Below are 23,905 nucleotides of genomic sequence, written 5' to 3' on the forward strand. Positions count from 1 at the left end.
AGGCATATTCGGGTTTTTAATTTCAAACAAAAACTACATAAAATGAAACCTATATATCTAATATTTTATATCACTTTACTTTTTGCATATAGTTGTAAAAATAAAACGGAATTGCCTTCTGTTGTTTCAAACACAAAAGATTATAATCAGTATTTACAAGTTGAAAGAAATGAGATTTTGGATGCTGCAAAACAAGACTATGTATTTTGGGAAAAAAAGCTAGAGAAAGCGCCAAATCAGTTTCCTTATTTGGCAAAAGCTGCAGCATCTCAATCTCTGTTATTCAATGAAACAGGTAAAATTGAACATTTAATTAATGCAGAAAAAAAATTAGTTGTAGCGAATAACGCTGTAAATTATAGCAATTCTGGTTATCTAAGAGCTTTGGCAATGAATTATATCTCTCAGCATAAATTTAAAGAAGCTTTAGGACTTTTAAAAAAGGCAGAAGTAAATGGAGATCGTTTAAAATCAACTCAAAAGATGCTATTTGATGTGTATTTGGAATTGGGAAATACAGATGAAGCAAAAAGCTATCTTTCTAAAATTGAGAATTTTAAAGACTTTGACTTTCTGATTAGATTATCTAAATGGAGCGATCATATTGGTGATTTAGATAAAGCTATTATTTACTTAGAAAAAGCTACAGAAAAAGTTGAAGCTTCTAAAAATAAAAATTTGATGCAGTGGGCTTATACAAATTTAGCTGATTACTATGGTCACGCTGGTAGAATTGAAGATTCATATCAACATTATTTAAAGGCATTAGAACTAAATGCTAATGATGCTTATGCTAAAAAAGGAATAGCTTGGATAGTATATTCGCACGAGAAAAATGCGGATGAAGCACTACGTATTTTGAATACTATTACTAAAAATTATGATACACCTGATTACCATTTATTAAAAGCTGAAATAGCCGCTTTTAAAGGCAATACAGATTTAGAAAATAAGGAGATTGCTCAGTATAAAGAGAAAACAGCTGATACATTGTATGGCGATATGTACAATGCATACAATGTGCTAATTTTTGCTAAAAATAAAGCTGAAATAGATAAAGCACTGCAAATAGCAACTAAAGAAATTAATAACAGACCAACAGCGCAATCTTATGATTTATTGGCTTGGACGCATTATAATAATGGTAATATTAAAGAAGCATTAGATATAGTAGAAAACCATGTTACTGGTTACACGTTTGAGCCTGAAGTTTTATACCACATGGCTGAGATTTATAAAGCTAATGGAAAACTTAACGAAGCTAAACATTTAAAAGGAGAACTTTTAAGTAGTAGTTTTGAACTTGGTCCATTAACAATACAAACAGTTAAAAATATATAGTTGTATGGAGAAAACTAAAACAAATTGATTTTTGAGGGAAAATTGATTGTGCTAGGTACAATCTTAAGAAGATTGATTTTTAGTTTTTTTGTTTGATGAAAGCCACTCAACTTCAGAAATGAATTGGGTGGTTTTTTTTGATATTTCTTTATTTGGTTTTCTAGATATTATCAACCAGTTTCAACTACACCCAATGTGTACAACTGTTCCATTGTAGGGGAGTCACTTCCACCTTTAGGCTCAAGTGTAATACCAAAAGCTTCACTTTCATTGGCATTATCTATTTCGAAAATTTTATTGGTGTCTGTCATAAAATCATCGATAATACCTAAACTAGTTGGTGTTAGCGGACTTAATTTTAATGACCAAACTTGATATACCTTCCCTTCAGGAGGTGCGGGTAAACCTTGTGCATCTAAAAATATACGTTGGGAAGCTTTATCCCAATAGACTTTTGCAAAAGTATTGGAGAAATTACCTTGTCCAGCTAAAGGAACTTGCAGAATGTTATCATCACGCAATACAGAAATAAGTGTATTTGCTTCAGCTAAACTATTTTTAGAATTTTCTATATGTTGTTCTAAAATTGATTGTTGGGTTTCTGATATTTTAATGTCAGATTTTAATTGATTATTTTGTTGTGTGGTCCATAATAAGCCAACACCTAAAATTATGGATGCTGCCCAACCAGTATAAGTTACCCAGTTGTATTTAGTTTTGTTAATTGGGATAACTTTAGATGTTCCAGTATTAAGATTGAGTTTTTCTTGTACCTCTTTTAATATATGAGTATTTGAACTTTGTGATACAGATGCTGTTAATTTTACTACAGCAGATTCAATTTCCAGAACTTCTTGTAAGATTTCAGGATGTTTTTGCATAAGCGTATAGACTTCTTCATTTTCTTTTTCAGAAAGCGTACCAGCTACATAAAGCTCTAAAATCCCTGATGCTATGTATGCGTTAATATCCATTTTAATTCAAAACCATGTTTCTAAGTTCTTGAATACAGTTTCTATTTCTTGTTTTAATTGTGCCTATGGGCATATCAAGAGCTTCTGATGCCTCACTCTGCGTATAGCCTTTAAAGTATAGCAGTTCTATAACTTCTTTACATTTTTCGGCAAGTTTTGTTACAAACTTTGCTATCCCAATGGCATCAGTTTTTCTATCTAAATTTTCACTAGTTTGTAATATATCTACGAAAAAAGTGGCATCGAGGTTTTGCTTTGAAGTTTTGTATGCTTTAGATCTGGTTTTATCTATAGCTGCATTTCTAGCAATATTTAAAAGCCAAGTAAAAAAACGCCCTTTTTTTGGAGCATAGCTGTCTGATTTATGCCATGCTTTGATAAAAACATCTTGCATAACTTCTTCTGCTATAGCATTATCCCTAACAATATTGTAAATAACACCATGCATACTATCACTATACATGTTGTATAATGTCTCAAACGCCTTTTCGTCTTTTCTTTTGAATTTTTCTATCAAACTATCTAAATCCATTCACAGCTAAAAATTTATTGAAAAATACTAAATAATTGATTAAACTATTCATAAAACTCAAACTTTATCAAGTGAAAATATAATAGTAATTGGGGTAGATTTATTGAAATGAGCTAAGCAATCTGTTTTAAGATCTATTAGTCGATTAAAATTTTTAAAATTTGAATAGCAGCGTCACTAATTTTTGTGCCAGGACCAAAAACGGCTAAGGCTCCAGCATCAAATAGAAATTGATAATCTTGCTTTGGTATTACGCCACCAACAATTACCATAATATCATCGCGTCCGTAATTTTTTAATGCTTCAATTACCTGTGGTACAAGTGTTTTGTGTCCTGCAGCTTGTGAAGATACGCCAAGAATATGTACGTCATTTTCAACGGCTTGTTTCGCTGCTTCTTCAGGTGTTTGAAATAAAGGGCCAATATCTACATCAAAACCAATATCAGCATAACTTGTAGCTACAACTTTTGCACCACGATCATGACCGTCTTGTCCCATTTTTGCAATCATTATTCGAGGTCTTCTACCTTCTTGTTCTGCAAAAACATCAGCTAGTTGTTGTGCTTTTTTAAAAGTGTCATCGTTTTCTATAGCTTTACTGTACACGCCCGAGAATGATTTTATTTGTGCTTTATGTCTTCCAAATTCTGCTTCTAGTGCATCACTTATCTCACCTAAAGTAGCACGTTTTTTCGCAGCTTCAATAGCTAAAGCTAATAAATTTTCTTGTCCTGATTTAGCAGCTACTGTTAATTTAGATAATACAGACTTAACTTCATCAGAGTTTCGAGTAGCCTTAATACGATTTAAGCGTTCAATTTGAGCGTCTCTTACCGTTTGATTATCCACCTCTAGAGTAGAAATAGGATCCTCTTTTTCTAGTTGATATTTATTTACGCCAACAATAATATCTTGTCCAGAATCTATCTTTGCCTGTTTTCTTGCTGCCGCTTCTTCAATTCTAATTTTAGGTATGCCGGCTTCAATAGCTTTGGTCATGCCTCCTAGATCTTCAATTTCTTCAATGAGTTTCCATGCTTTTTTTGCTATATCATGAGTTAACTTTTCAACATAGTAGCTGCCTGCCCAAGGATCTACTGTTTTAGTTATTTTAGTCTCTTTTTGTATATATAATTGTGTGTTTCTAGCAATACGAGCAGAAAAATCAGTTGGTAATGCGATAGCTTCATCTAAAGCATTGGTATGCAAACTTTGTGTACCGCCAAAAACTGCAGCAGTAGCTTCAATGGTAGTTCTAGCAACATTATTAAACGGATCTTGCTCTGTTAAGCTCCAACCTGAAGTTTGGCAATGTGTGCGTAATGCTAAAGATTTTGGATTTTTAGGATTAAATTGTTTAACAATTTTTGCCCAAAGCATTCTAGCGGCTCGCATTTTAGCAATTTCCATAAAATGATTCATACCAATAGCCCAAAAGAAAGAAAGCCGAGGCGCAAAGGTGTCAATATCCATCCCAGTCTCTAAGCCTGTTTTTAGATATTCTAAACCATCTGCCAATGTATAAGCGAGTTCTATATCACAAGTAGCACCAGCTTCTTGCATGTGGTAACCAGAAATACTAATACTGTTGAACTTAGGCATGTGTTTACTAGTAAACTCAAAAATATCAGAGATAATTTTCATGGAAGGTTTGGGCGGATAGATGTAGGTATTACGCACCATAAATTCCTTTAAAATATCGTTTTGAATAGTGCCCGAAAGTAATTCTAGTTTTACACCCTGTTCTTCGGCTGCGACAATGTAAAACGCCATGACGGGAAGTACAGCACCATTCATAGTCATGGAGACCGACATTTTATCAAGAGGAATGTGATTAAACAGGATTTTCATGTCTTCAACCGAATCAATGGCTACACCAGCTTTTCCCACATCTCCAACCACACGTTCATGGTCTGAATCATACCCTCTATGCGTTGCCAAATCAAAAGCTACAGATAGCCCTTTTTGTCCAGCAACCAAATTTCTTCTATAAAACGCATTACTTTCTTCGGCTGTACTGTAACCTGCATATTGACGAATAGTCCAAGGACGTCTTACATACATCGTGCTATATGGACCTCTCAAGTATGGAGGTATTCCAGCTGCGAAATTTAGGTGTCTTATATGTTTTAAATCCTCTTTAGAATATAGAGATTTTATACTGATACCTTCTGCGGTGTCATGAGTTTTTATATCAGAGTTTTGATTTCTGTATTCACTTTGAATCTTTATATGTTGTAAAGATTTCCTAGACATTACAACACCATTTTTTTAATGTAAGGATTAAAGTCTATATCGTAAATGCTAGAAAGCTTAATCATTACGGTTTTACGATTTGACGATATAATATAAGAAGTGTTAAATAATGACGAACCCTTTTCAGGATAATCTACTCTGTATATAGCTTTAAAAATTTGCTGTTTTTTATTGCCACTGTATTTGGCAGTAAGTTTGGTAAAGTCTATGTTTTGGGTTTCAGATACCTTTTCGTTATTCAACCTAATTATCCCTAATAGTAGGGAGGCATCCCTTTTAGAAAACGGGAAATAGGGTAAGGTGTTTATGGTATAGGTAATGCCATAAGTGTCGTCAAAATAGATATAAAAATTACCTTCAAGATCTCTTAACGTTTCTACAACTTTAGATTCGAATTCATAATCTTTTTTAGAAGATATTGAATCTAAAAGCTGTAGGTATTTGTTTGTGTTATATTTTTTAAATGTATTAGGTAAATATACTTTTATACCATCATCGCTTAGTGAATGATATTTTCCAGAAATATCTTCAGAATTTTTAATTTCAATCCAGTTTTCAATACCACTGGTTCCATTAAGACACGAAGCCAATGTTAATGAATACAAAAGAATGAACAGGTATGATAGTAATTTTTTATACATCAAAAATAACGCTTAATGATTATGTCCTGCATGCGGATCGTTTTGAGTTGTTGGTTGTGGGATTTTATTAAAATCTACCTTAGGTTCTGGTGTTTCAGAAATTTGAGATAAATCCACATCAAATAATTTACCATAGAAAAACTCTAAAGCTACGTAGGCTGATAAATATTTATCGCGAATTGCTACACCATAGTTAGATTGTAGAGCTGGGCCGTATAGTTTAGGACTCATACTATTGGTCTCAATTAAGGCATTAAAAGTAGTTTTTAAGCTTTTATCTGTCATGTTTTTAGAGATACATTCCATAACCGAACTACTGTAATTTAATTTAGTATCTGGATGGGTTGAGTCCCATAATTCTGATCGTGACTTTAAAACTTCGAAAACCTTAACTGAATGTGGAGATACAACCTCAGTATATTTTATACGACCATACATGGCATTTCTTATAAACTGCGAATAAGCTCGAGTAAGGTTAGGGTTTCCGGTTTGCCCTGTTTTACCATACTTTTTTAAGATATCATCTTCAAAAGAAAAAAGTGCCTCGTTTAATAGTTTTAAATCGAATTGATCACAGTTTAATACGATACCTTTTTCTGAGAATTTATATTCATCCAAGGTTTTCTGTTTTTCTCCTTTTTTACAACTAAACAAAGTGATGATTGCTAAACATGTAATAAATTTTAATTTCATAATACTTACTCTTTTTTTAATCGTTCTTGTTCTAAACTTTCGGTTAAACGTTTTTTTATTATTGGTGTTATTAAAGTTTTTCTTTTTTTTATTTTTGGGAAAGGAGAGATATCTAAATCATCTTTCATTTTATCATTTGGGTTTGGATGTGCGTTACTACCAAGAATAATTTCACTACCTGCATCAAATTGTTGTTGCTCTTTCGTAGCACTTTCTTTTATTTTACGTTGAATAGTGCCATGTTTAAGTTGTTTTAAAAGGCCACCATTTGCTTCAATGTTTTTGAATAGTTGAAGTGACTTTTCTGTTAATTGCTGGGTTATCGATTCAATGTAATAACTACCATCAGAGGCATTGTTTACTACATCAAAATAACTTTCATGCTTTAAAATTAATAATTGATTTCTAGCTATTCTAGATCCGAATGTATTGTTTTTATGGAATAATACATCATAGGGTAAATTACTAATAGTATCTGCTCCTCCTAAAATGGCACTCATACATTCTGTGGTTGTACGAAGCATATTGGTGTTATAATCATAAATAGCTTTATTTCGTTTGGATGGAGTAGCAAAAATGGAGCATTTGTAATCCTGCACATATTCTTTTTGAAGCGTATTAAAAAGTAAACGCAATGCTCTTAATTTTGCAATTTCAAAAAAATAATTTGAGCCTATAGCTACATTAAAAATAACATTGCATATTGATGTACTTGATGAGTTGTTTTCAATATAATTAAAATACTCGTTTACATGGGCCAGAGTGTAGGCTAGTTGTTGTACTATATTGGCGCCAGAATTTTGATATAAACCTCCGTCGACCGATATCGTATTTGAATGTTTTAATCCATTTTCAAAGTTTAAAAAGTCTTCTTTTAAGTTTGAAAACCAATTTCCTGTTTTGGCCAAATTTCCGATAATATCATGCTGAATAAAAATACCTGCTTTTGGAGTTATTGAGGAAAAATGTTTAACAATATCTATAGATGAAAGCTGTAACTTAATGTAAACTGGGATTTCGTCTAGATTTATATTGCTTAATAACGTTTTTGCAGAAATAGTTTCTGGCGGCAATACAAATTTTATTGATTCTGCACCATTTGCAATAGCTGAGAGCGCTAACTGATTAGCTAACTTAGCGTCTTTAACAATTATAGTTTCACATATTTTAAACTTACCCGGAGAAGTTGTGAAGTTTTTAGGAGCTATAGCAATATCTTCTGAATGGTAAAATGGCTTTACTTGAATACCTTCGTTACTGGTCCAAACAAGAGTATCATTATAATCTGCTCCTTTTAGATCAACTTGTATTTTTTGTTTCCATTGTTTCATGGAAACTGGTTCAAATTCATTAAATAACGAATCACTCATTATCCTTTGTTTTTAAACTATCTTCGTATTCAATAATAAAAATTTCCTCGTTTTCACGTTTCATATAGTACTCTTCACGCGCAAACTTTTCTAAACCTTGTTTGGAGCTTAATTTTTTAAACTCTTTATCGTCTTTTTCTTTTCCTTTTTGGTAATATTCTTTTTCAGCTTCTAAATCATTAATTTCAGTATTCAATTCATTATGAATAAACCAAGAATTACTATCAAAAAAAATCATCCAAACCACAAAAACTACTAAAACAAGAATGTAAATATTCTTGAAAGGTTTTAAATATTTGTTATTGGTATTGATTTTTTTCATTTATAATTTTTCATTAATAATAGTACGAACGATATCTATAGCAACTGTATTATAATGATTGTTAGGTATTATAATATCTGCATATTCTTTCATAGGTTCTATAAACTGATCGTGCATGGGTTTTAATGTGGTTTTGTATCGTGTTAAAACTTCATCTAAATCTCTGCCACGCTCAGAAATATCCCGTTTTAGACGTCGTATTAAACGCTCATCACTATCTGCATGCACAAATATCTTAATATCAAACATATCTCTAAGTTGTGGATTAGTAAGGATTAAAATACCTTCAATAATCATCACTTTTCTTGGATGCGTTACTATGGTGTCTCCAGTTCTATTATGCTTAACAAACGAATATATAGGTTGATGTATAGGTTCGTTATTTTTTAAAGCTTTTAAATGTTGTACTAATAAGTCAAAATCTATACTTCTGGGGTGGTCAAAATTTATTTTAACACGTTCATCGTAACTTAAATGAGATGTGTCTTTGTAATAAGAATCTTGAGAAATAACACCAACTTCTCCTTCAGGAAGTTCTTTAAGTAATTGATTCACAACTGTAGTTTTACCACACCCTGTGCCTCCTGCAATTCCTATTACTAACATATAATCTTAAGATTTTAGGCAATAAACAAAGTTAGTAAATGTAAAATTATAAGATTGGGATTCCTATTGTTTTTTTACAGCGGTAACCTCTTCTTTGGTTACAATTTTAGTATTAGAATTTTCCCAACTATTATTTATAAAGTTCATTACATCTGCTACTTCTTCGTCATCTAAACCCATAGGAGCCATGTAGCCATTGTAAACAACGCCATTTACAGTTATTTCTCCTTTTTGTCCATATTTAATGCCTCGAATACTAGCTTCTCTATTATTTTTTAGATAGTCTGATTTTGCTAACGGTGGGTATGTTTTCTCTACACCTTCTCCACTTGCCATGTGGCAGTTTATACAAAAATCAGTATATATTTCTTGTCCTCTTGTGATGCTTTCTTGTAGTTTGTCTTGTTGTGATATTGTTGTAAAACCAAATATTGTTGTACCTGCTAATACTATAAATAAAAATAGCTTCATGTCGTTAATGTTTTAAAATGAGTCGGGAATAATTTTTACGATACCTATACCTTCAACACCAGCATATAAATAGCCATCAGGTGCTTGTTTTATATTTCTAAATCTGCCTAAGCCTTCAAATAACTTTTCTCGTTTAACAACTTTATTATTCTTTATTACTAAACGTTCTAAATACTCAAACTTAAGAGAACCAACTAAAACACTACCTTTCCAATCGGGATATTTATTTGAACTAACAAATGCCATTCCGCTAGGAGCTATAGAAGGTGTCCAATAAAATAAAGGTTGTTCCATCCCTTCTTTTTCAGTGATTTCAGTGAATTGTGTTCCACTGTAATTAATACCATAAGATATTACTGGCCAGCCATAATTATTTCCTTTTTCAACTATATTTATTTCGTCTCCGCCTTTAGGGCCATGCTCATTTACCCAAATTTTACCAGTTTCTGGATGCATTACCATACCCTGAGGGTTTCTGTGTCCGTAACTAAAAATAGCACTTTTAGCATCAGTTTTATCTACAAAAGGGTTGTCTTTAGGTATAGAGCCATCATCATGTAATCTGTAAATTTTACCACCATCTTTGGTAATATCTTGGGGATTCACATCACGATTTCCTCGATCTCCAATAGAGAAGTATAAATATCCATTTTTATCAAATTCTATTCGAGACCCCCAGTGCTGCCCTTTTTTAGTATTAGGTGCTCCTTTGTATAGATGTTCAATATTAGAAAGTGTATTTTCGTTTAATTTTGCTCTGATAATGGCAGTATGTCCACCATCTCCATCACCTTCAGAAGACGCATAGGAAAAATAAATCCAACCATTATTTTTATAATCAGGATGAAGTTTAATATCCATTAAGCCACCTTGTCCTCTAACGTATACTTCTGGTAATCCTTCTATAGTTGTTTTATTACCATTTTTAAAATGAATTAATTCGCCTGTTTTTTCTGTGATTAGTATACTCGTATCAGGCAAAAATGCCATACCCCATGGTATATTTAATTCAGGAACAACAACTTTAGTAATATAGTTGACCCTTATTGGTGTTTTTGCTAAAACTTTAGAAGGGGTTTGTTGAGCGCATGAGAATAAACATGTTAAAGTAATAGCTAAGAATAAGGTAAACTGTTTCATTTTCATTGATTTATAGAGTAAATATACATTAAAACGAATAATTTAAAGCTAGAGCAGTGTAATAGTTTACAGGATTTCCAGGGTAAAAATAGCGAGGGGCATTACCTCCAAAACTTCTAGCGTTAATTAATAGTTGAGATGCATAGGTAGTATCAAATATGTTGTTGATACCAAAATATGTATGTATCGTTAATTGTGGGATAAGTATTTTTTTATACCCTATTTTAAAGTTGGAAATTGTATAAGCTTCGCTGTAAATTGTATTACTATCTGTGATTGGCATTTCTCCAACATTTTGAATGTTAATGTTGCCATAAAGTCCAGATGAAGTGTTGAAATCTAGCCCTAAGTTTAAAATGTGAGATGGTACACCTGTTAAATCATTTCCAGAAAAATCATTATTATCATCTATAAAACTTTTAAACTTATATAGGTTTAACGTACAACTACTAAATATTGAAAGTTGTGTTTTTGCAGTATTAACAAAGTTGTAATTTATATCAGCCTCCAAGCCATCATGGTGCGTTTTTCCAGCATTTACACCTATAAATTCATCTTCAGCAGTACGTCTGGCTACCAAAAGATTTTTAATAGCTAAACGGTAAACAGAAATATTGTATTCAAAACACTTTTCAAGAGTTGATCCTTTCATTCCTAACTCAAAATTCCAACCTGTTTCGGGATTTAAATTATTGTTAATTTGGCCGTTTGGTAAAAGTGTTTCTTGTAGTGAAAGAGGCGAGAATCCATGACTAATATTTGCATAAATATTAGAGGTTGTATTTAAACGATATAACATACCTAGTTTAGGAGAAAGTATTCCCTTAAAAGTAAAGCTTCCAGATTGATTTGGGTTGTTAGTTGATACTGGAAATTTATCTTCTAAATTATATTGTGTTTTATTATAATTGATGCCCAATACGACATCAGTGTTTTGAGAAATATCATATCTGCCTTCGAAAAAGAGATTGTAGTATTGTCTTTCTTCTTTAAAATTTGATAAGGTATTACCCTGAACACTGCCATTTGCCTCAGGAAAATCTTGATACAGGTTCTCAAGGGTTTTGTATTTGTAATTATCTTTGAAAAATTCAATTCCAGAAGTCCATTTAACGACTTTATCATTGATATTGAAATTACCAATATAGCGATGTCTTACGCCGTAACCAAAAACAGATTCGTCTAAAATATTAAAAGGTCTTGGCTCATAAGAGTCTCTGTAAGATGTAAATATACTAGTAGTTTGTTTAAGTTTAATATTAAACTTATGTTGAAACGATACACCTAATATATTACGTTTTGTGTCTTCAAACCCTTTAGATGCAGCCCAAGTAAAAGCAGCTGCCTTTGGGTTATTTCTAAAATTGGTTTCACTTAAAGAGCTTGGGATAAAAGCTTTTAAACCTGAAAACGCACCAAATATAGAAAGCTCATTTTTCTTATTAATTTTGTATGTAGTATTTAGTGTTAAGCTATTTCTTTTGTAGTTATTATTGTCTCTATACCCATCACTATTTGTATGGCTATACACTAGCTTTAAATTATGCTTTGAATCTCCATAATTAAACTGAGATAAGTTTTTAAACAATCCAAAAGAGCCAATAGTGGTTTCATTTACAATACTAAAATCATTTAGACTTGCCGATTTAGGAATAAGTTGCATAACACCTCCTAAGCCTGAACCGTAAATGCTTGAGGTAGCACCTTTAGTAATTTCCATTCTTGAAATCGCTCCTAACTCAAAATCTTCTAAACTTGTTTCTCCACTACCATTAGTTAAAGGGATGTCCTTGAAATAAGCTCTAATTTTAGATGTTCCAAATAGATTCCTAGATCCTACTCCTCTTATAGTAATACGGTTTGTGTTGAGTGCGCCAGTTTGCATAAATATTCCAGAAACTCTATTAAGTGCTTCATTAACATTAATATTGTTGCTTCTCTCTATAGCTTTAGTTGTAACAAGGGCTGTACTTGTTGTAGAAGATTTTAATTTGGTGGGTAAGTGATTGGCATTTATGACAATCTCATTCAATAAATCTGGTACTTTTTGAAGTATTATTGTATATGTTTTTTTTAAGTTAAGCTTAATTCTTTTAGATATATAACCATCTTTACTAAACTTATAAACACCAGATGTTTCTATTTTGAAGTAGCCGTTATTACTTATAAAAGTTGAATCGCTTTCAATATTCATAATACTAATATCTGATAATAAGTTTTCATTTTCATTATCAATTATTGTATTCTGGCCTAAGTCTTGAGCGTAATGAAATTGCTTAAAAACAATTATAAAAAGGAAAGAAAGGAATAGTTTTTTTTTCACTTGTGTAAAGTAGATGTTTTGTGAAAATTGAAAAAGTTTAAAAAACTAAAATTTTCTTAAAAAATCATTTCAAAACTAACTAAAATAAGTATATTTGCACCCGCTTAGATAGCTGTATCGGGGTGTAGCGTAGCCCGGTTATCGCGCCGCGTTTGGGACGCGGAGGTCGCAGGTTCGAATCCTGCCACCCCGACAAAATTCTCTCCTGAAATAGACCAGCAAATTAATTTTGTTGTGTCACTTCATTAATAGCGTGTTTACTAGAAGCAAAGCTAATATACTTGTGTTGTATGATTTTAATATGCAAATCATTCAATAGTGCGTGTTTTATCAAATTTGTATATAAATAGGTATGTCAGCATGCAACAAGACTACAGTTTTATTTTGTGTTTTACAGTAAACGCTATACTTTTGTTTTAACTCTAAATCTATTATATATATGCCTAAAAATTGGTATGTTCTTTATGTAAAACCTCAAAGTGAAATAAAGGTAGCAGATAGGTTATCTAAAAATGGAATTCAGGTATATTGTCCAGTAATAGAGGAAATAAAAATTTGGAGCGATCGTAAAAAAGTAGTTAAGGTTCCTTTATTTAAATCTTATGTGTTTGTTTGTTTACCAGATAAAGAAAGACAACTAGTTTTTGATTTTCCTGGTATTGTAAGATATTTATTTTGGCTAGGAAAACCAGCTATTGTAAGAGATGAAGAGATTGATGCAATAAAAGAATGGGTAGCCAAAGATAGTGTAGAAGAATATAAATTATCACAATTAACACCTGGAGATAGGGTGTCAATTAATAATAATGTATTAGGAGTAATAGGGGGTAAGCGAGCAATAGTAAAAGAAGTTGGTAAAAATAGAGTACGACTTATATTGGAAGATGTTGGTTTAGTAATAAACATGAAGATAAAGCAAGTATCTTAAAACTTGTAATTAACAGATATCTAGATACAGATATTTATATCGCTATGAGATTTTCATTAAAATGAATTAGCAATTCCTAGTTAAATTAAGTGGATTTGTTACTTATCGGATAAATAAAACTTTAATCGAGAATCGATATTTGGGGCTTAAATTAGGTTAATTTTTAAATTGCGGATATGTTAAAAAATCTAGTACATAAATAGAAATGTATCATATTCATTAGTCATAAAAATTAAAACCATAATTTTTTAAAATTATATTACTTATGTTTTGCAAGAGCCAATGGCATTTATAATTTTACACTGTATAAACATTCATAAATATCACAAATGTGATTTATGTCGCGGAGCGGTGTTCTAATTTTACTTAATATTAGAAAATACACAAAAAATCCCTGTAAGAAATAGTTTTTTTAATGATAAATATTTAGCAATCTTTTTAGGAGCTAATTATTTTGTCAGTTTTTTTAAACACAATTTTACATCTTAAATACTAAAATCAACAAAATTATGAAAGTAGCATTAATCACTGGAATAACAGGTCAAGACGGCTCTTATTTAGCTGAACTATTATTAGAAAAAGGTTACATGGTGCATGGTATAAAACGAAGAGCGTCACTTTTTAATACTGATAGAATTGATCATCTTTATCAAGATCCTCATGATCCTAACCTAAGATTAAAATTACATTATGGAGATCTTACAGATTCCATGAATCTTACTAGAATCATACAAGAGTGTCAACCTGACGAGATATACAACTTGGGAGCAATGTCTCACGTTAAAGTATCTTTCGAGTGTCCAGAATATGTGGGTAATGTTGATGGTTTGGGTACTTTGAGAATTTTAGAAGCAGTAAGAATTCTAGGATTAGAAAAGAAAACCAGAATTTATCAAGCTTCCACATCAGAGTTGTATGGTGGGATGACAGATAATAAAAATGAGAGAGGCTTTTATGATGAAAACACACCATTTTATCCTAGATCTCCTTATGGTGTAGCTAAGATATATGGTTTTTGGATTACTAAAAATTATCGTGAAGCATATGATTTGTATGCTTGCAACGGTATTTTATTTAATCACGAATCTCCACGTCGTGGAGAGACCTTTGTAACTAGGAAAATTACTAGGGCAGTTGCAAAAATAGCGTTAGGATTGCAAGAAAAAGTTTACTTAGGGAATTTAGAAGCAAAACGTGACTGGGGTCATGCCAAAGATTATGTTAGAATGATGTGGATGATTTTACAGGCAGAAAAAGCAGAGGATTGGGTTATAGCTACTGGTGTTACTACAACCGTGAGAGATTTTGTAAGGATGGCATTTAGCGAAGTAGGAATTGAATTAGAGTTTAAAGGCGAGGGTGTAAATGAGAAAGCTTATGTTGTTGCGTGTAAAAACAAAGAGTTTCAATTAGAAATAGGTAAAGAAGTCTTATCTGTAGACCCTACTTATTTTCGTCCAACGGAAGTAGATTTATTAATTGGAGATCCTACTAAGGCAAAGGAAAAACTTGGTTGGATTCCAGAGTATGACTTAGAAGCATTAGTTAAAGATATGATGGAGTCTGATGTAAAGCTAATGAAGAAAGATGTTGATTTGTTAAAAGCGGGACACGAGATATTAAAGCAAGCTGAATAAAAGTGGTCTTATTTTATAAAACTACACCATATTTAAAAATCCCCTATCAATTTTAATCTATGAAAAAAAACGATAAGATATTTGTCGCTGGCCACAGAGGATTAGTGGGTAGTGCTATTGTTAAAAACCTAAAAACTAAAGGCTATGATAATATCATAACTTGTACACGTCAAGAACTTGATTTATGTAATGCTATTGCAGTAAAAGAATTTTTTGAAATACAAAAACCAGATTATGTAATTCTAGCAGCGGCTAAAGTTGGAGGTATTGTTGCAAACAATGTGTACAGGGCAGATTTTATTTATGAGAATTTGATGATTCAGAATAATGTGATTCATTATAGCTATAAAAACAACGTTAAGAAGTTATTGTTTCTTGGAAGTACTTGTATATATCCAAAAAACTGTCCTCAACCGATGAATGAAAATAGTCTCTTAACAGATGTTTTAGAATATACAAATGAACCTTATGCAATTGCAAAGATTGCAGGTATAAAGATGTGTGAGAGCTATAACATACAGTATGGTACCAATTTCATTTCAGTAATGCCTACTAATTTATACGGTCCTAATGATAATTTTGATTTGGAAAAATCTCATGTTCTTCCAGCTCTTATCCGTAAGATGCATTTAGGTAAGGCTTTGGAAGAGGACGATTGGGATGTTATTAGGGAAGATGTAAATAAATTACCAATAGAAGGGGTAAATGGTAATAATGATCAAGAAGCGATAGTAGAAATTCTTGATAAATACGGTGTTCAAAAAAAAGAAGGTAATGTAAGTATAGAGATTTGGGGTACAGGTAATCCTATGCGCGAATTCCTGTGGTCTGAAGATATGGCAGATGCATGTGTTTTTCTAATGGAAAATCGAGATTTTAAAGATTGTTTAGATGCTAGTGATAAGGAAATTAGGAATACTCATATCAACATAGGAACCGGAATTGATATTTCTGTAAAAGAATTAGCAGAAATAATTAAAAATAGTATTGGTTTTGAAGGGACTTTGTACTTTAATTCTGAAAAACCAGATGGTACAATGAAAAAGCTAACAGACCCAACAAAGCTACATAATTTGGGTTGGAAACATAAAATAGAGTTAGAAGAAGGGATAAATAAATTGTATAGTTGGTATTCTAATTAATATTGGGTCCATACATCTTCGTCAGAAATTTATTCTGTTACAAAAAAATCAAAACTATTGGTTAATAGCAAAATTAAGTTTAGTGCAAAAAATAAAATCTCCTGCATAATTAATAAGTCTTTTAGACTTAAATTTTGAAGCATTATCTATTTAATCTCTACCAAAATCATCATGCTTAGCTAATGATAATTTGGTTGATTAAGCTATCTTAAAATTGTAAAAATGAAAAAGTCTTATTTTGGTGTTCCTCTTTCGTTGATATTTCATTTAGTTGCGATAAATACAACCTTATTTTTTTTAACACCAGTAACATATTGTGAAACTGTTTTTGGTGTAATTTACTACAATCTGGTGTGGTTGATTATTACGCATTCAATAAAATTTTACTCTAATTCAAGACGTAATAATTTTAGAATAAGAACAGCAAACTTTCTGCGTTTATTTGTTTTATTCGGATTAGTATTTTTTACCTCATTTATATTTTTTGGACAAAAGGCATATAGTTCATTTTACTTAACGGGTGTGTATGCTTTTTTATGTGTACAATTTGTCCTTTTTCGTTTAGTATTTAGATGGGCAAGAACTCAGTATAGATCTAAGGCTTTTAAAAAATCAAAGGTTGTAGTTGTTGGGTGGGATAAAAACTTAAAAAAAGTAAGACAGATTTTTGATAGCAGTGAGCATAATTATGAATATGTAGGTTTCTTTGATAATAAAAAGTCTAAAAGTCCAACTTACCTAGGCGCTATAGAAAATTGTTTTGAATATATTTTTGAAAATGATATACAAGAAGTGTTTTGCATTGCTTCCAGACTTTCAAAAAATGAAATAAAAAGTTTAATGTCGATAGCAGATAATAGCTTTAAGCGCATCAGGATTATCCCAGACAATAAAGAGTTCTTTTCCAGAGCAATGTCTATAGAACTTTATGGAGCTGTTCCTGTGTTGAATTTGAGAGCCTCTCAATTAGAATTGGAATATGCTAATCTGGTTAAGCGTAGTTTTGATATCGTATTTTCGAGTTTTGTTATTTTATTTATCCTATCATGGCTTACTCCATTGGTTTATATTTTACAGAAACTAGACTCTAAAGGACCTTTATTTTTTAAACAAAAACGAAATGGAGTAAATAAAAATTCTTTTTTATGTTATAAGTTTAGATCTATGACAGAAAGTAAGGAAAGTGATACTAAAATGGCTAGTAAAAATGATATGCGGGTTACGCGTTTAGGAAAAATTTTAAGAAAAACTAGCATAGATGAGTTGCCACAGTTTTTCAATGTGTTAAAGGGGGATATGAGCGTTGTTGGACCTCGTCCGCACATGCAATTGCACACAGAGCAATATCAAGAATATGTTGATAAATACCTTGTTAGGCATTTCTTGAAGCCGGGAATAACAGGTTTGGCTCAAGTAAAAGGATATAGAGGAGAAATTTTAAAAATGTCAGATATTGTGAATAGAGTACGATTTGATATTTTTTATATGGAGAAATGGTCATTACGTTTAGATATGTTTATCATATACTTAACTGTTTATAATATTTTTAAAGGAGAAGAAAAAGCGTATTAGATTTTCATAAATTAAATATCCTCATAATAAGCGAGTGCATATATGTTTTTAAAAATCCTTTTTGTTTTAGACTTGATTTTCATTCTATTACATTCGGTTTTTATAACTTACTATAGCTTAAATTATGATATTTTGAGGCTAGATGCTATATCACCAAATGCTCCAGAGTTTTTTCAATATTTAAAATATTTAGGCATAATATGTTTTGCTTTATATCTTTTATCAGTAAAAAAAAACCAGTTATATTTTACATTTATACTCTTGTTTTTGTTTTTATTAATCGATGATGTGACACAACTCCACCAAATAGTGGGCAGATATTTTGTCGAATGGATTAATTTAAAAATGACTTTTAAAAGAAAAGTATACCCCGTATTTGGTCAAATAATATATTTACTTATCACTTTAATTATATTTTCCATAGTCTTTATAACACAGTTTAAATTTACATCAGCTAATAATAAAAAATTATTATTATCAATATTTAAGTTTTTAGGTGTCTTTTTGTTTTTTGGCGTTTTTTTAGATTTAATTCATACTATTACAAGTGATTATGTCTTTATATCTAAAATATTAACAATTATTGAAGAGGGTGGTGAAATGCTAAGTCTTAGTTTAATAGTATGGCTGTTTTATTTATTAACGTTTAAACCAGAAAAAACAGGTGGGCAATCATTATTAGGATTTTTTCATTTCAAAAAAAAGAGTGAACATGTTAATATGCATTGAATTAAAATAGTTTAATCAATAAAATAGCAATGTCTAAAACTATCAAAAAGCGAATTGAATATATAGATAGATTAAGAGGTATTAACATATTATTAGTAGTTATGGGTCACGTAATTACGGGTAATGTTATAAATGGTCAGAGCTCTGAAATATTGATTTATGGATCTACCTTTAGAATGCCTTTATTTATGTTTCTGTGTGGTTATGTGGCAAGCAAAGTGATAAAACCAAAAATATTTGATAATTATGGAGCTTTTGTGTTAAAGAAGTGTAGAACTATTCTCTTACCATTTTTCGCATGGCCATTAATTGTTGACCCCTTTTTTTTCTCTGATACACTAGTATTTGACTTTGTAGAAAAATTTAAAGAATTAATTAATGGCGGAGGATTTTGGTTCCTATACTATTTATTTTTTATAACAATACTTTATTCTTTATGGTTGTTTCTTTCGTACCGTTTTAACACTAAAAAAAATATTGTATATGATTTAATCTTTTTACTAATTATAGCTTTAGCTCTTTTAGCAATTTGGAAACTTGATGTTATAAGTTTTATGAGGAATTTTATGTTGTTTTACGTATTTTATTTTTTAGGAGTTATTATAGCTAAATACGATTTTTTAAGTAAGTTACTAATGAGTAAAATTGGAATTTCAGTTTCGCTTGTAATATTCGTTTTGTTAGTAGGGCACTACCAATATGGTATTTCTTCATTTAAAAACACAATTATAAAACTATTATGTGCCATTTCAGCAATCGTGGTTTTTTACAATTTAATAAGGCAGTTTACTTTTAACAATTTTATCGATAAGTATATACGTCTATGGGGCGTACATTCTTTAGTTTTATATGTAACCAATACTTATGTAGCTTATTTATTCCCAACGTCATTTATTAGCGAAGAACTAAACCAAATTCCATTATTTGTAATAACAGGTTTATTAACAGTATTTGTGGCGGCAGTGTGTATGTTTATTTACAGAGTTTTATCATATAGTAATATTCTAGGCTTAATATTGTATGGTAACAAGTTAAACCTAAAGGTTAGTTGATAATCTATTTATATAACAATATCTCTTTTTTAGTTTAATTAATATGGAGTATTTGTTAAATTAAAATTTTAGAATCAAACATAATAAGAACTAAAGGTTCGAAAAATTTTTAGATGCAAGAAACAAAATATGCCGCAAATCGTGTAGCAAAAAACACTGGTATTTTATATGCTCGAATGGCAATTACAGTGTTTATATCACTTTATGTTACGCGATTAGTGGTCGCAGCTCTAGGTACAGAAGATTTTGGAATATTTAATATCGTTGGAGGAGCTATTGCAATGCTTACCTTTTTAAATGTGGCTATGGCAAGTGCTAGTCAACGTTTTATGTCTTACGTGCATGGAGAAGGTAATCAAATCAAGCAGAAAAGCATCTTTAACGTGAGCGTAATACTTCATTTTTTAATTGGAATAGCGGTAGTAATATTGCTTGAAATAGCTGGTTGTTTTTTCTTTAATGGCATTTTAAAAATTGATTTAGATCGTATCTATGCGGCTAAACTAATTTATCAATTTTTAATAGTAAGCACTTTTTTTACTATTATATCAGTGCCTTATGATGCTGTTATCAACGCAAGAGAAAATATGGTGTTTGTTGCAGTAACGGGTATTATTGAAGCTTTACTAAAATTAGGGATAGCTTTTTACATTACTTTTACCAACAACGATAAATTAATTAGTTATGGTTTATTAATGGCTTTATTAACTATACTACTATTAATTATTAAGCGAATTTATTGTCACTTAAAATATGAAGAAGTAATCATCAATATTCGTAAATATTACGATAAGGCATTGTTTAAAGAAATGGGAGGTTTTGGTGGCTGGTCATTACTAGGGAGTACAGTGGGAATGTTAAGTATATATGGTCAAGGAATTGTTATCAATGTTTTTTTTGGAACTACAATCAATGCAGCACAAGGAATTGCAAATCAAATTAATGGGCAATTAAACGCTTTCTCTTCAACTATGTTAAAGGCACTTAACCCAGTAATAATAAAAAAAGAGGGTTCAGGTAATAGAGACGCTATGTTAAGAGCCTCTATAACAGGAAGTAAGTTTTCATTTGCATTATTAGCTTTATTTGCAATTCCCGCAATAGTTGAAATGCCGTATATTTTAAATTTATGGTTAACTGAAGTACCTGAGTTTAGTATCATTTTTTGTAGGCTTTTACTGGTCAAAACTTTAATAGAACAACAATTTATAACTTTGTCAACTTCAATTGCCGCTACAGGAAAAATTAGAAATTTTCAAATTTCACTTTCTTTGCTAGCTATGCTGCCACTTATTATCTCTTATTTTTTGTTTAAAGCAGGCTTTAGTCCACCAACTATTTATGTGGTATTTATTATTCAAGTAATTTTTAGGTCTTTTGGTATCATACTGTATTATGCTAAAAAGGTGTGTGATTTATCAATTCCAGTTTTTTTAAAAGATAGTATTTTTAAAGAATATTTAACTGTAATTTTAACTTTGGTATTAATTGCTTTACCATTTTTGTTTATGGATACAAGCTGGTATCGTTTAATTATAATTCTAATTGTCAATACACTTGGCTTTATGAGTTTCTTTTATACCGTTGTTTTAAATCAATTTGAGAAAAATACTATCAAACAAGGTGTTTTTAACTTAAAAAATAAATTAATTAAATGAAAACTGAATCACAAATTTTAAATGAAACAGTAATTAAAAACGGTTACTGTATTGGTTGTGGTGCATGTGCTGCTAAGAAAGATTCGCCATTTGAAATGAAAATGGATAAGTATGGGAATTTTGTTGCTGAATCTTCTGTTGTTAATTTATCATCGAATACTACGAAAGTATTAAATACTTGTCCCTTTTCTAATACATCTAAAAATGAAACAGAGTTAGCTAAAGAGTTTTTTCCAGAAATAAAAAAAACTGATCATAAGATAGGTAGATTTGCGAAAAATTTTGCAGGTTATGTAAAAGAAAACGATTTTAGAAAAAGAGGAAGTTCTGGAGGTGTTGCGAAATGGATTGGTTATCAATTGTTAAAAAATAAAGAGATAGACTATTTTGTGCAATTAATCCCTAATCAGTCTAAAGACTCCTCCGAATTATTATTTGATTATGGGTTTTTTTCAGACCCAGAAGATGTTTTAAAAGGATCTAAATCTTCGTATTACCCTGTCACATTAGTCGATGTTATTAATAAGATAGCAAATGAAGAGGCACGTTATGCTATCACTGGAGTTCCTTGCTTTATAAAAACACTACGATTAATAGCATCAGAAGATAAGCTTCTTAAAGAACGTATAAAGTTTACTTTAGGTATTGTTTGTGGCGGTATGAAAAGTGCTAATCATGCTAAAATGATAGGCTGGGAATTAGGTGTTAATCCTGAAAACCTAATTAGTATTGATTTTAGACGAAAGTATAAAGATAGGCCAGCAAGCCAGAAAATTTATCAGGTCTGGTCAAATAATGATGCCGTAGAACGATATAGAAATGCTGGTGAAATTTTTGGTACTGATTATGGTTCTGGTCTATTTAAGCCAAAAGCATGCGATTATTGTGACGATGTTGTTGGGGAGTTGGCAGATGTAAGTATTGGAGATGCTTGGCTGAGAGATTACAGAAATGACCCTGAGGGTACATCTTTAATCATAGTTCGTAACAAAAAAATATTAACACTTCTTGAAAACGCTTCTAAGGAAGACCGCGTTAAACTTACAGAGATAACTGAAATTGAGGCAGGAGACTCTCAGGCTGGAGGTTTTAGACATCGTAGACAAGGCTTATCATACCGTTTAAAGAAAAGACAGGAAAATGGCGAATGGGCTCCAAAAAAAAGAGTCAAGCCAGGTGAGTTTAATATTCCTACCAAAAGACAAAAAATATACGATTTAAGGGAACAGTTAGCTACAGATAGTCATATTTTCTTCCATGAAGCATTGATGAAAAACGACTTAAAAATTTTTAAATCAAAAATTGGAGTTCTAATGAATAAATATTATAAAGCTAATTTACCTCCTGTCCATAAAAGAATAATGAATAAAGCCGAAAGAGTGCTCAAAAAATTAAAATTAAAATAAAATGAAAATTGGAATTTTAACATTTCACACACCAATAAATTATGGAGCTGCGCTTCAAGCTTTTGCGTTACAAAAATACTTGAAGGCAAAATACCCTCAGGCATCTGTAAAAAATATAGATTTTAAAACAGAACAGCATATCAAAGAATATAATATTTTAATTCCTTTTAGGCGAAATGTTCTATTATATCTGTACAAGCAATTTTTTGTTTTATTACGCTATCCTTCACTTAAAAGACGAAAGCATCGATTTGAGAATTTTATCAAAGAAGAATTTAAATTAACAGAGAGATTTAGAACAGAAGAAGAATTATTGCAAAATATGCCTGTTTTTGATCACTATATCGTTGGTAGCGATCAAGTATTTCATCCAAATTATAAATATTTAGAAGCTTTCTATTTTAATTTTACTAAAAACAACGCTAAGAAAACTGCATACGCTCCTAGTTTTGGGATTTCGTCATTTGAAAAAATATCAGATGACAGAATTAAATTATTTTTAGAAGATTTTGATCATTTAAGTTGTAGAGAGTCAGACGGGGCTAATTATATTTCAAGTCTCTTAAATAAAGATGTACCTGTAGTATTAGATCCTATATTTTTATTGTCAGATCAACAATGGGAGGAGATGTCTAGTGGACCTTTGGTTGATGAAAAATATATCTTTATTTATGATTTAAACGGTGGTTATGACCTACTGAAAATAGCTAACAAAATTAGTAAAGAAACTGGTTTAAAAATAGTTTGTCAAACTCAATCTGCTGATCATTTTTATAAAAATTGTACACAAATTTATGATAGCGGCCCAAGAGAATTTATAAGCTTAATAAAAAATGCGGAGTATGTCGTTACAGATTCTTTTCATGGCACAGCATTTTCTGTTTTATTTAATAAGAAACAATTTATTTATGTTGCTCGACCCCACGCAGCAGGAAGAATAAGATCTATAATGGCGATTAGTAATATTACAGAACGAATCATTGAAAATGGTAATGCTGATAATTTTAACTATTTAGACAAAAAGAATCTAAATACAAGTAATAGAGATAATTTAAATAAACTTATAGAAAGCTCAAAAGCATACCTTAGCCAATCATTAAACTAATTAAC

At 30.9% G+C, this 23,905-nt stretch carries 21 protein-coding genes and 1 tRNA gene; 11 read left to right on the forward strand and 11 right to left on the reverse strand.

Annotated elements, in window-relative coordinates:
- Nucleotides 1–42: 42 nt before the first annotated feature.
- On the forward strand, nt 43–1,341 hold the full coding sequence (locus EYD46_RS00725; RefSeq protein ID WP_130935141.1) for a tetratricopeptide repeat protein: 1,299 nt from the start codon (nt 43–45) through the stop codon (nt 1,339–1,341).
- A 170-nt stretch (nt 1,342–1,511) separates the two neighbouring features.
- Here the strand turns inward: EYD46_RS00725 and EYD46_RS00730 are convergent, their stop codons facing one another.
- From EYD46_RS00730 to EYD46_RS00780, 11 genes are all read right to left on the reverse strand, one after another.
- Nucleotides 1,512–2,315 carry an anti-sigma factor gene (locus EYD46_RS00730; protein WP_130935142.1) on the reverse strand — a complete coding sequence of 268 codons (804 nt, stop codon included), beginning with the start codon at nt 2,313–2,315 and terminating at the stop codon, nt 1,512–1,514.
- Nucleotide 2,316: 1 nt separating this feature from the next.
- Entirely contained in the window at nt 2,317–2,847 is a 531-nt protein-coding gene (locus EYD46_RS00735) for an RNA polymerase sigma factor (RefSeq protein WP_130935143.1), read from the reverse strand.
- A gap of 137 nt (nt 2,848–2,984) precedes the next feature.
- Nucleotides 2,985–5,105, reverse strand: a complete 2,121-nt coding sequence (gene scpA, locus EYD46_RS00740; protein ID WP_130935144.1) for a methylmalonyl-CoA mutase — start codon at nt 5,103–5,105, stop codon at nt 2,985–2,987.
- Complete coding sequence (locus EYD46_RS00745; protein ID WP_165454306.1) at nt 5,105–5,695, reverse strand: hypothetical protein; 591 nt, start codon at nt 5,693–5,695, stop codon at nt 5,105–5,107. Before EYD46_RS00745 ends, scpA begins: the two co-directional genes overlap by 1 nt.
- A 63-nt stretch (nt 5,696–5,758) precedes the next feature.
- A complete protein-coding gene (locus tag EYD46_RS00750; RefSeq protein ID WP_130935146.1) occupies nt 5,759–6,439 on the reverse strand; it encodes a hypothetical protein in 681 nt (226 codons plus the stop codon).
- 5 nt (nt 6,440–6,444) lie between these two features.
- On the reverse strand, nt 6,445–7,809 hold the full coding sequence (locus tag EYD46_RS00755) for a methylmalonyl-CoA mutase subunit beta (protein ID WP_130935147.1): 1,365 nt from the start codon (nt 7,807–7,809) through the stop codon (nt 6,445–6,447).
- Complete coding sequence (locus EYD46_RS00760) at nt 7,802–8,131, reverse strand: FtsB family cell division protein (protein WP_130935148.1); 330 nt, start codon at nt 8,129–8,131, stop codon at nt 7,802–7,804. The genes EYD46_RS00755 and EYD46_RS00760 overlap by 8 nt, the downstream gene beginning before the upstream one ends.
- Complete coding sequence (gene udk / locus EYD46_RS00765; protein ID WP_130935149.1) at nt 8,132–8,737, reverse strand: uridine kinase; 606 nt, start codon at nt 8,735–8,737, stop codon at nt 8,132–8,134.
- A 63-nt stretch (nt 8,738–8,800) separates the two neighbouring features.
- Nucleotides 8,801–9,208, reverse strand: a complete 408-nt coding sequence (locus EYD46_RS00770) for a c-type cytochrome (RefSeq protein ID WP_130935150.1) — start codon at nt 9,206–9,208, stop codon at nt 8,801–8,803.
- Between the two features lie 12 nt (nt 9,209–9,220).
- Nucleotides 9,221–10,348: a PQQ-dependent sugar dehydrogenase gene (locus EYD46_RS00775; protein WP_130935151.1), complete on the reverse strand. Its 1,128-nt coding sequence runs from the start codon at nt 10,346–10,348 to the stop codon at nt 9,221–9,223.
- Nucleotides 10,349–10,376: 28 nt separating this feature from the next.
- Nucleotides 10,377–12,671 carry a TonB-dependent receptor family protein gene (locus EYD46_RS00780; RefSeq protein ID WP_229731246.1) on the reverse strand — a complete coding sequence of 765 codons (2,295 nt, stop codon included), beginning with the start codon at nt 12,669–12,671 and terminating at the stop codon, nt 10,377–10,379.
- Between the two features lie 118 nt (nt 12,672–12,789).
- On the opposite strand from EYD46_RS00780, the gene EYD46_RS00785 reads away from it, so the two are divergent.
- The 10 genes from EYD46_RS00785 to EYD46_RS00830 all read left to right on the forward strand — a co-directional run bounded on the left by EYD46_RS00785 (nt 12,790) and on the right by EYD46_RS00830 (nt 23,900).
- Nucleotides 12,790–12,864: transfer RNA gene (locus EYD46_RS00785), tRNA-Pro, on the forward strand.
- Between the two features lie 246 nt (nt 12,865–13,110).
- The gene (locus tag EYD46_RS00790; protein ID WP_130935152.1) at nt 13,111–13,599 is read left to right on the forward strand and encodes a UpxY family transcription antiterminator; all 489 of its coding nucleotides are present in this window, start codon (nt 13,111–13,113) and stop codon (nt 13,597–13,599) included.
- Nucleotides 13,600–14,108: 509 nt separating this feature from the next.
- The gene (gene gmd / locus EYD46_RS00795) at nt 14,109–15,236 is read left to right on the forward strand and encodes a GDP-mannose 4,6-dehydratase (protein ID WP_130935153.1); all 1,128 of its coding nucleotides are present in this window, start codon (nt 14,109–14,111) and stop codon (nt 15,234–15,236) included.
- A gap of 59 nt (nt 15,237–15,295) precedes the next feature.
- Complete coding sequence (locus EYD46_RS00800) at nt 15,296–16,378, forward strand: GDP-L-fucose synthase family protein (RefSeq protein WP_130935154.1); 1,083 nt, start codon at nt 15,296–15,298, stop codon at nt 16,376–16,378.
- A 222-nt stretch (nt 16,379–16,600) separates the two neighbouring features.
- Entirely contained in the window at nt 16,601–17,950 is a 1,350-nt protein-coding gene (locus tag EYD46_RS00805; RefSeq protein ID WP_130935155.1) for an undecaprenyl-phosphate glucose phosphotransferase, read from the forward strand.
- 132 nt (nt 17,951–18,082) lie between these two features.
- The gene (locus tag EYD46_RS00810) at nt 18,083–18,679 is read left to right on the forward strand and encodes a hypothetical protein (protein ID WP_130935156.1); all 597 of its coding nucleotides are present in this window, start codon (nt 18,083–18,085) and stop codon (nt 18,677–18,679) included.
- A gap of 29 nt (nt 18,680–18,708) precedes the next feature.
- The gene (locus EYD46_RS00815) at nt 18,709–19,731 is read left to right on the forward strand and encodes an acyltransferase family protein (protein WP_130935157.1); all 1,023 of its coding nucleotides are present in this window, start codon (nt 18,709–18,711) and stop codon (nt 19,729–19,731) included.
- Between the two features lie 113 nt (nt 19,732–19,844).
- The gene (locus EYD46_RS00820) at nt 19,845–21,389 is read left to right on the forward strand and encodes an MATE family efflux transporter (RefSeq protein WP_130935158.1); all 1,545 of its coding nucleotides are present in this window, start codon (nt 19,845–19,847) and stop codon (nt 21,387–21,389) included.
- Nucleotides 21,386–22,795 (forward strand): Coenzyme F420 hydrogenase/dehydrogenase, beta subunit C-terminal domain, encoded by a 1,410-nt coding sequence (locus EYD46_RS00825; RefSeq protein WP_130935159.1) that lies wholly within the window; start codon nt 21,386–21,388, stop codon nt 22,793–22,795. The genes EYD46_RS00820 and EYD46_RS00825 overlap by 4 nt, the downstream gene beginning before the upstream one ends.
- A gap of 1 nt (nt 22,796) precedes the next feature.
- A complete protein-coding gene (locus EYD46_RS00830; protein ID WP_130935160.1) occupies nt 22,797–23,900 on the forward strand; it encodes a polysaccharide pyruvyl transferase family protein in 1,104 nt (367 codons plus the stop codon).
- The last annotated feature ends 5 nt before the right edge of the window (nt 23,901–23,905 follow it).

It is taken from the genome of Hyunsoonleella pacifica, assembly GCF_004310335.1.
In the GTDB taxonomy this organism is placed as follows: Bacteria; Bacteroidota; Bacteroidia; order Flavobacteriales; family Flavobacteriaceae; genus Jejuia; species Jejuia pacifica.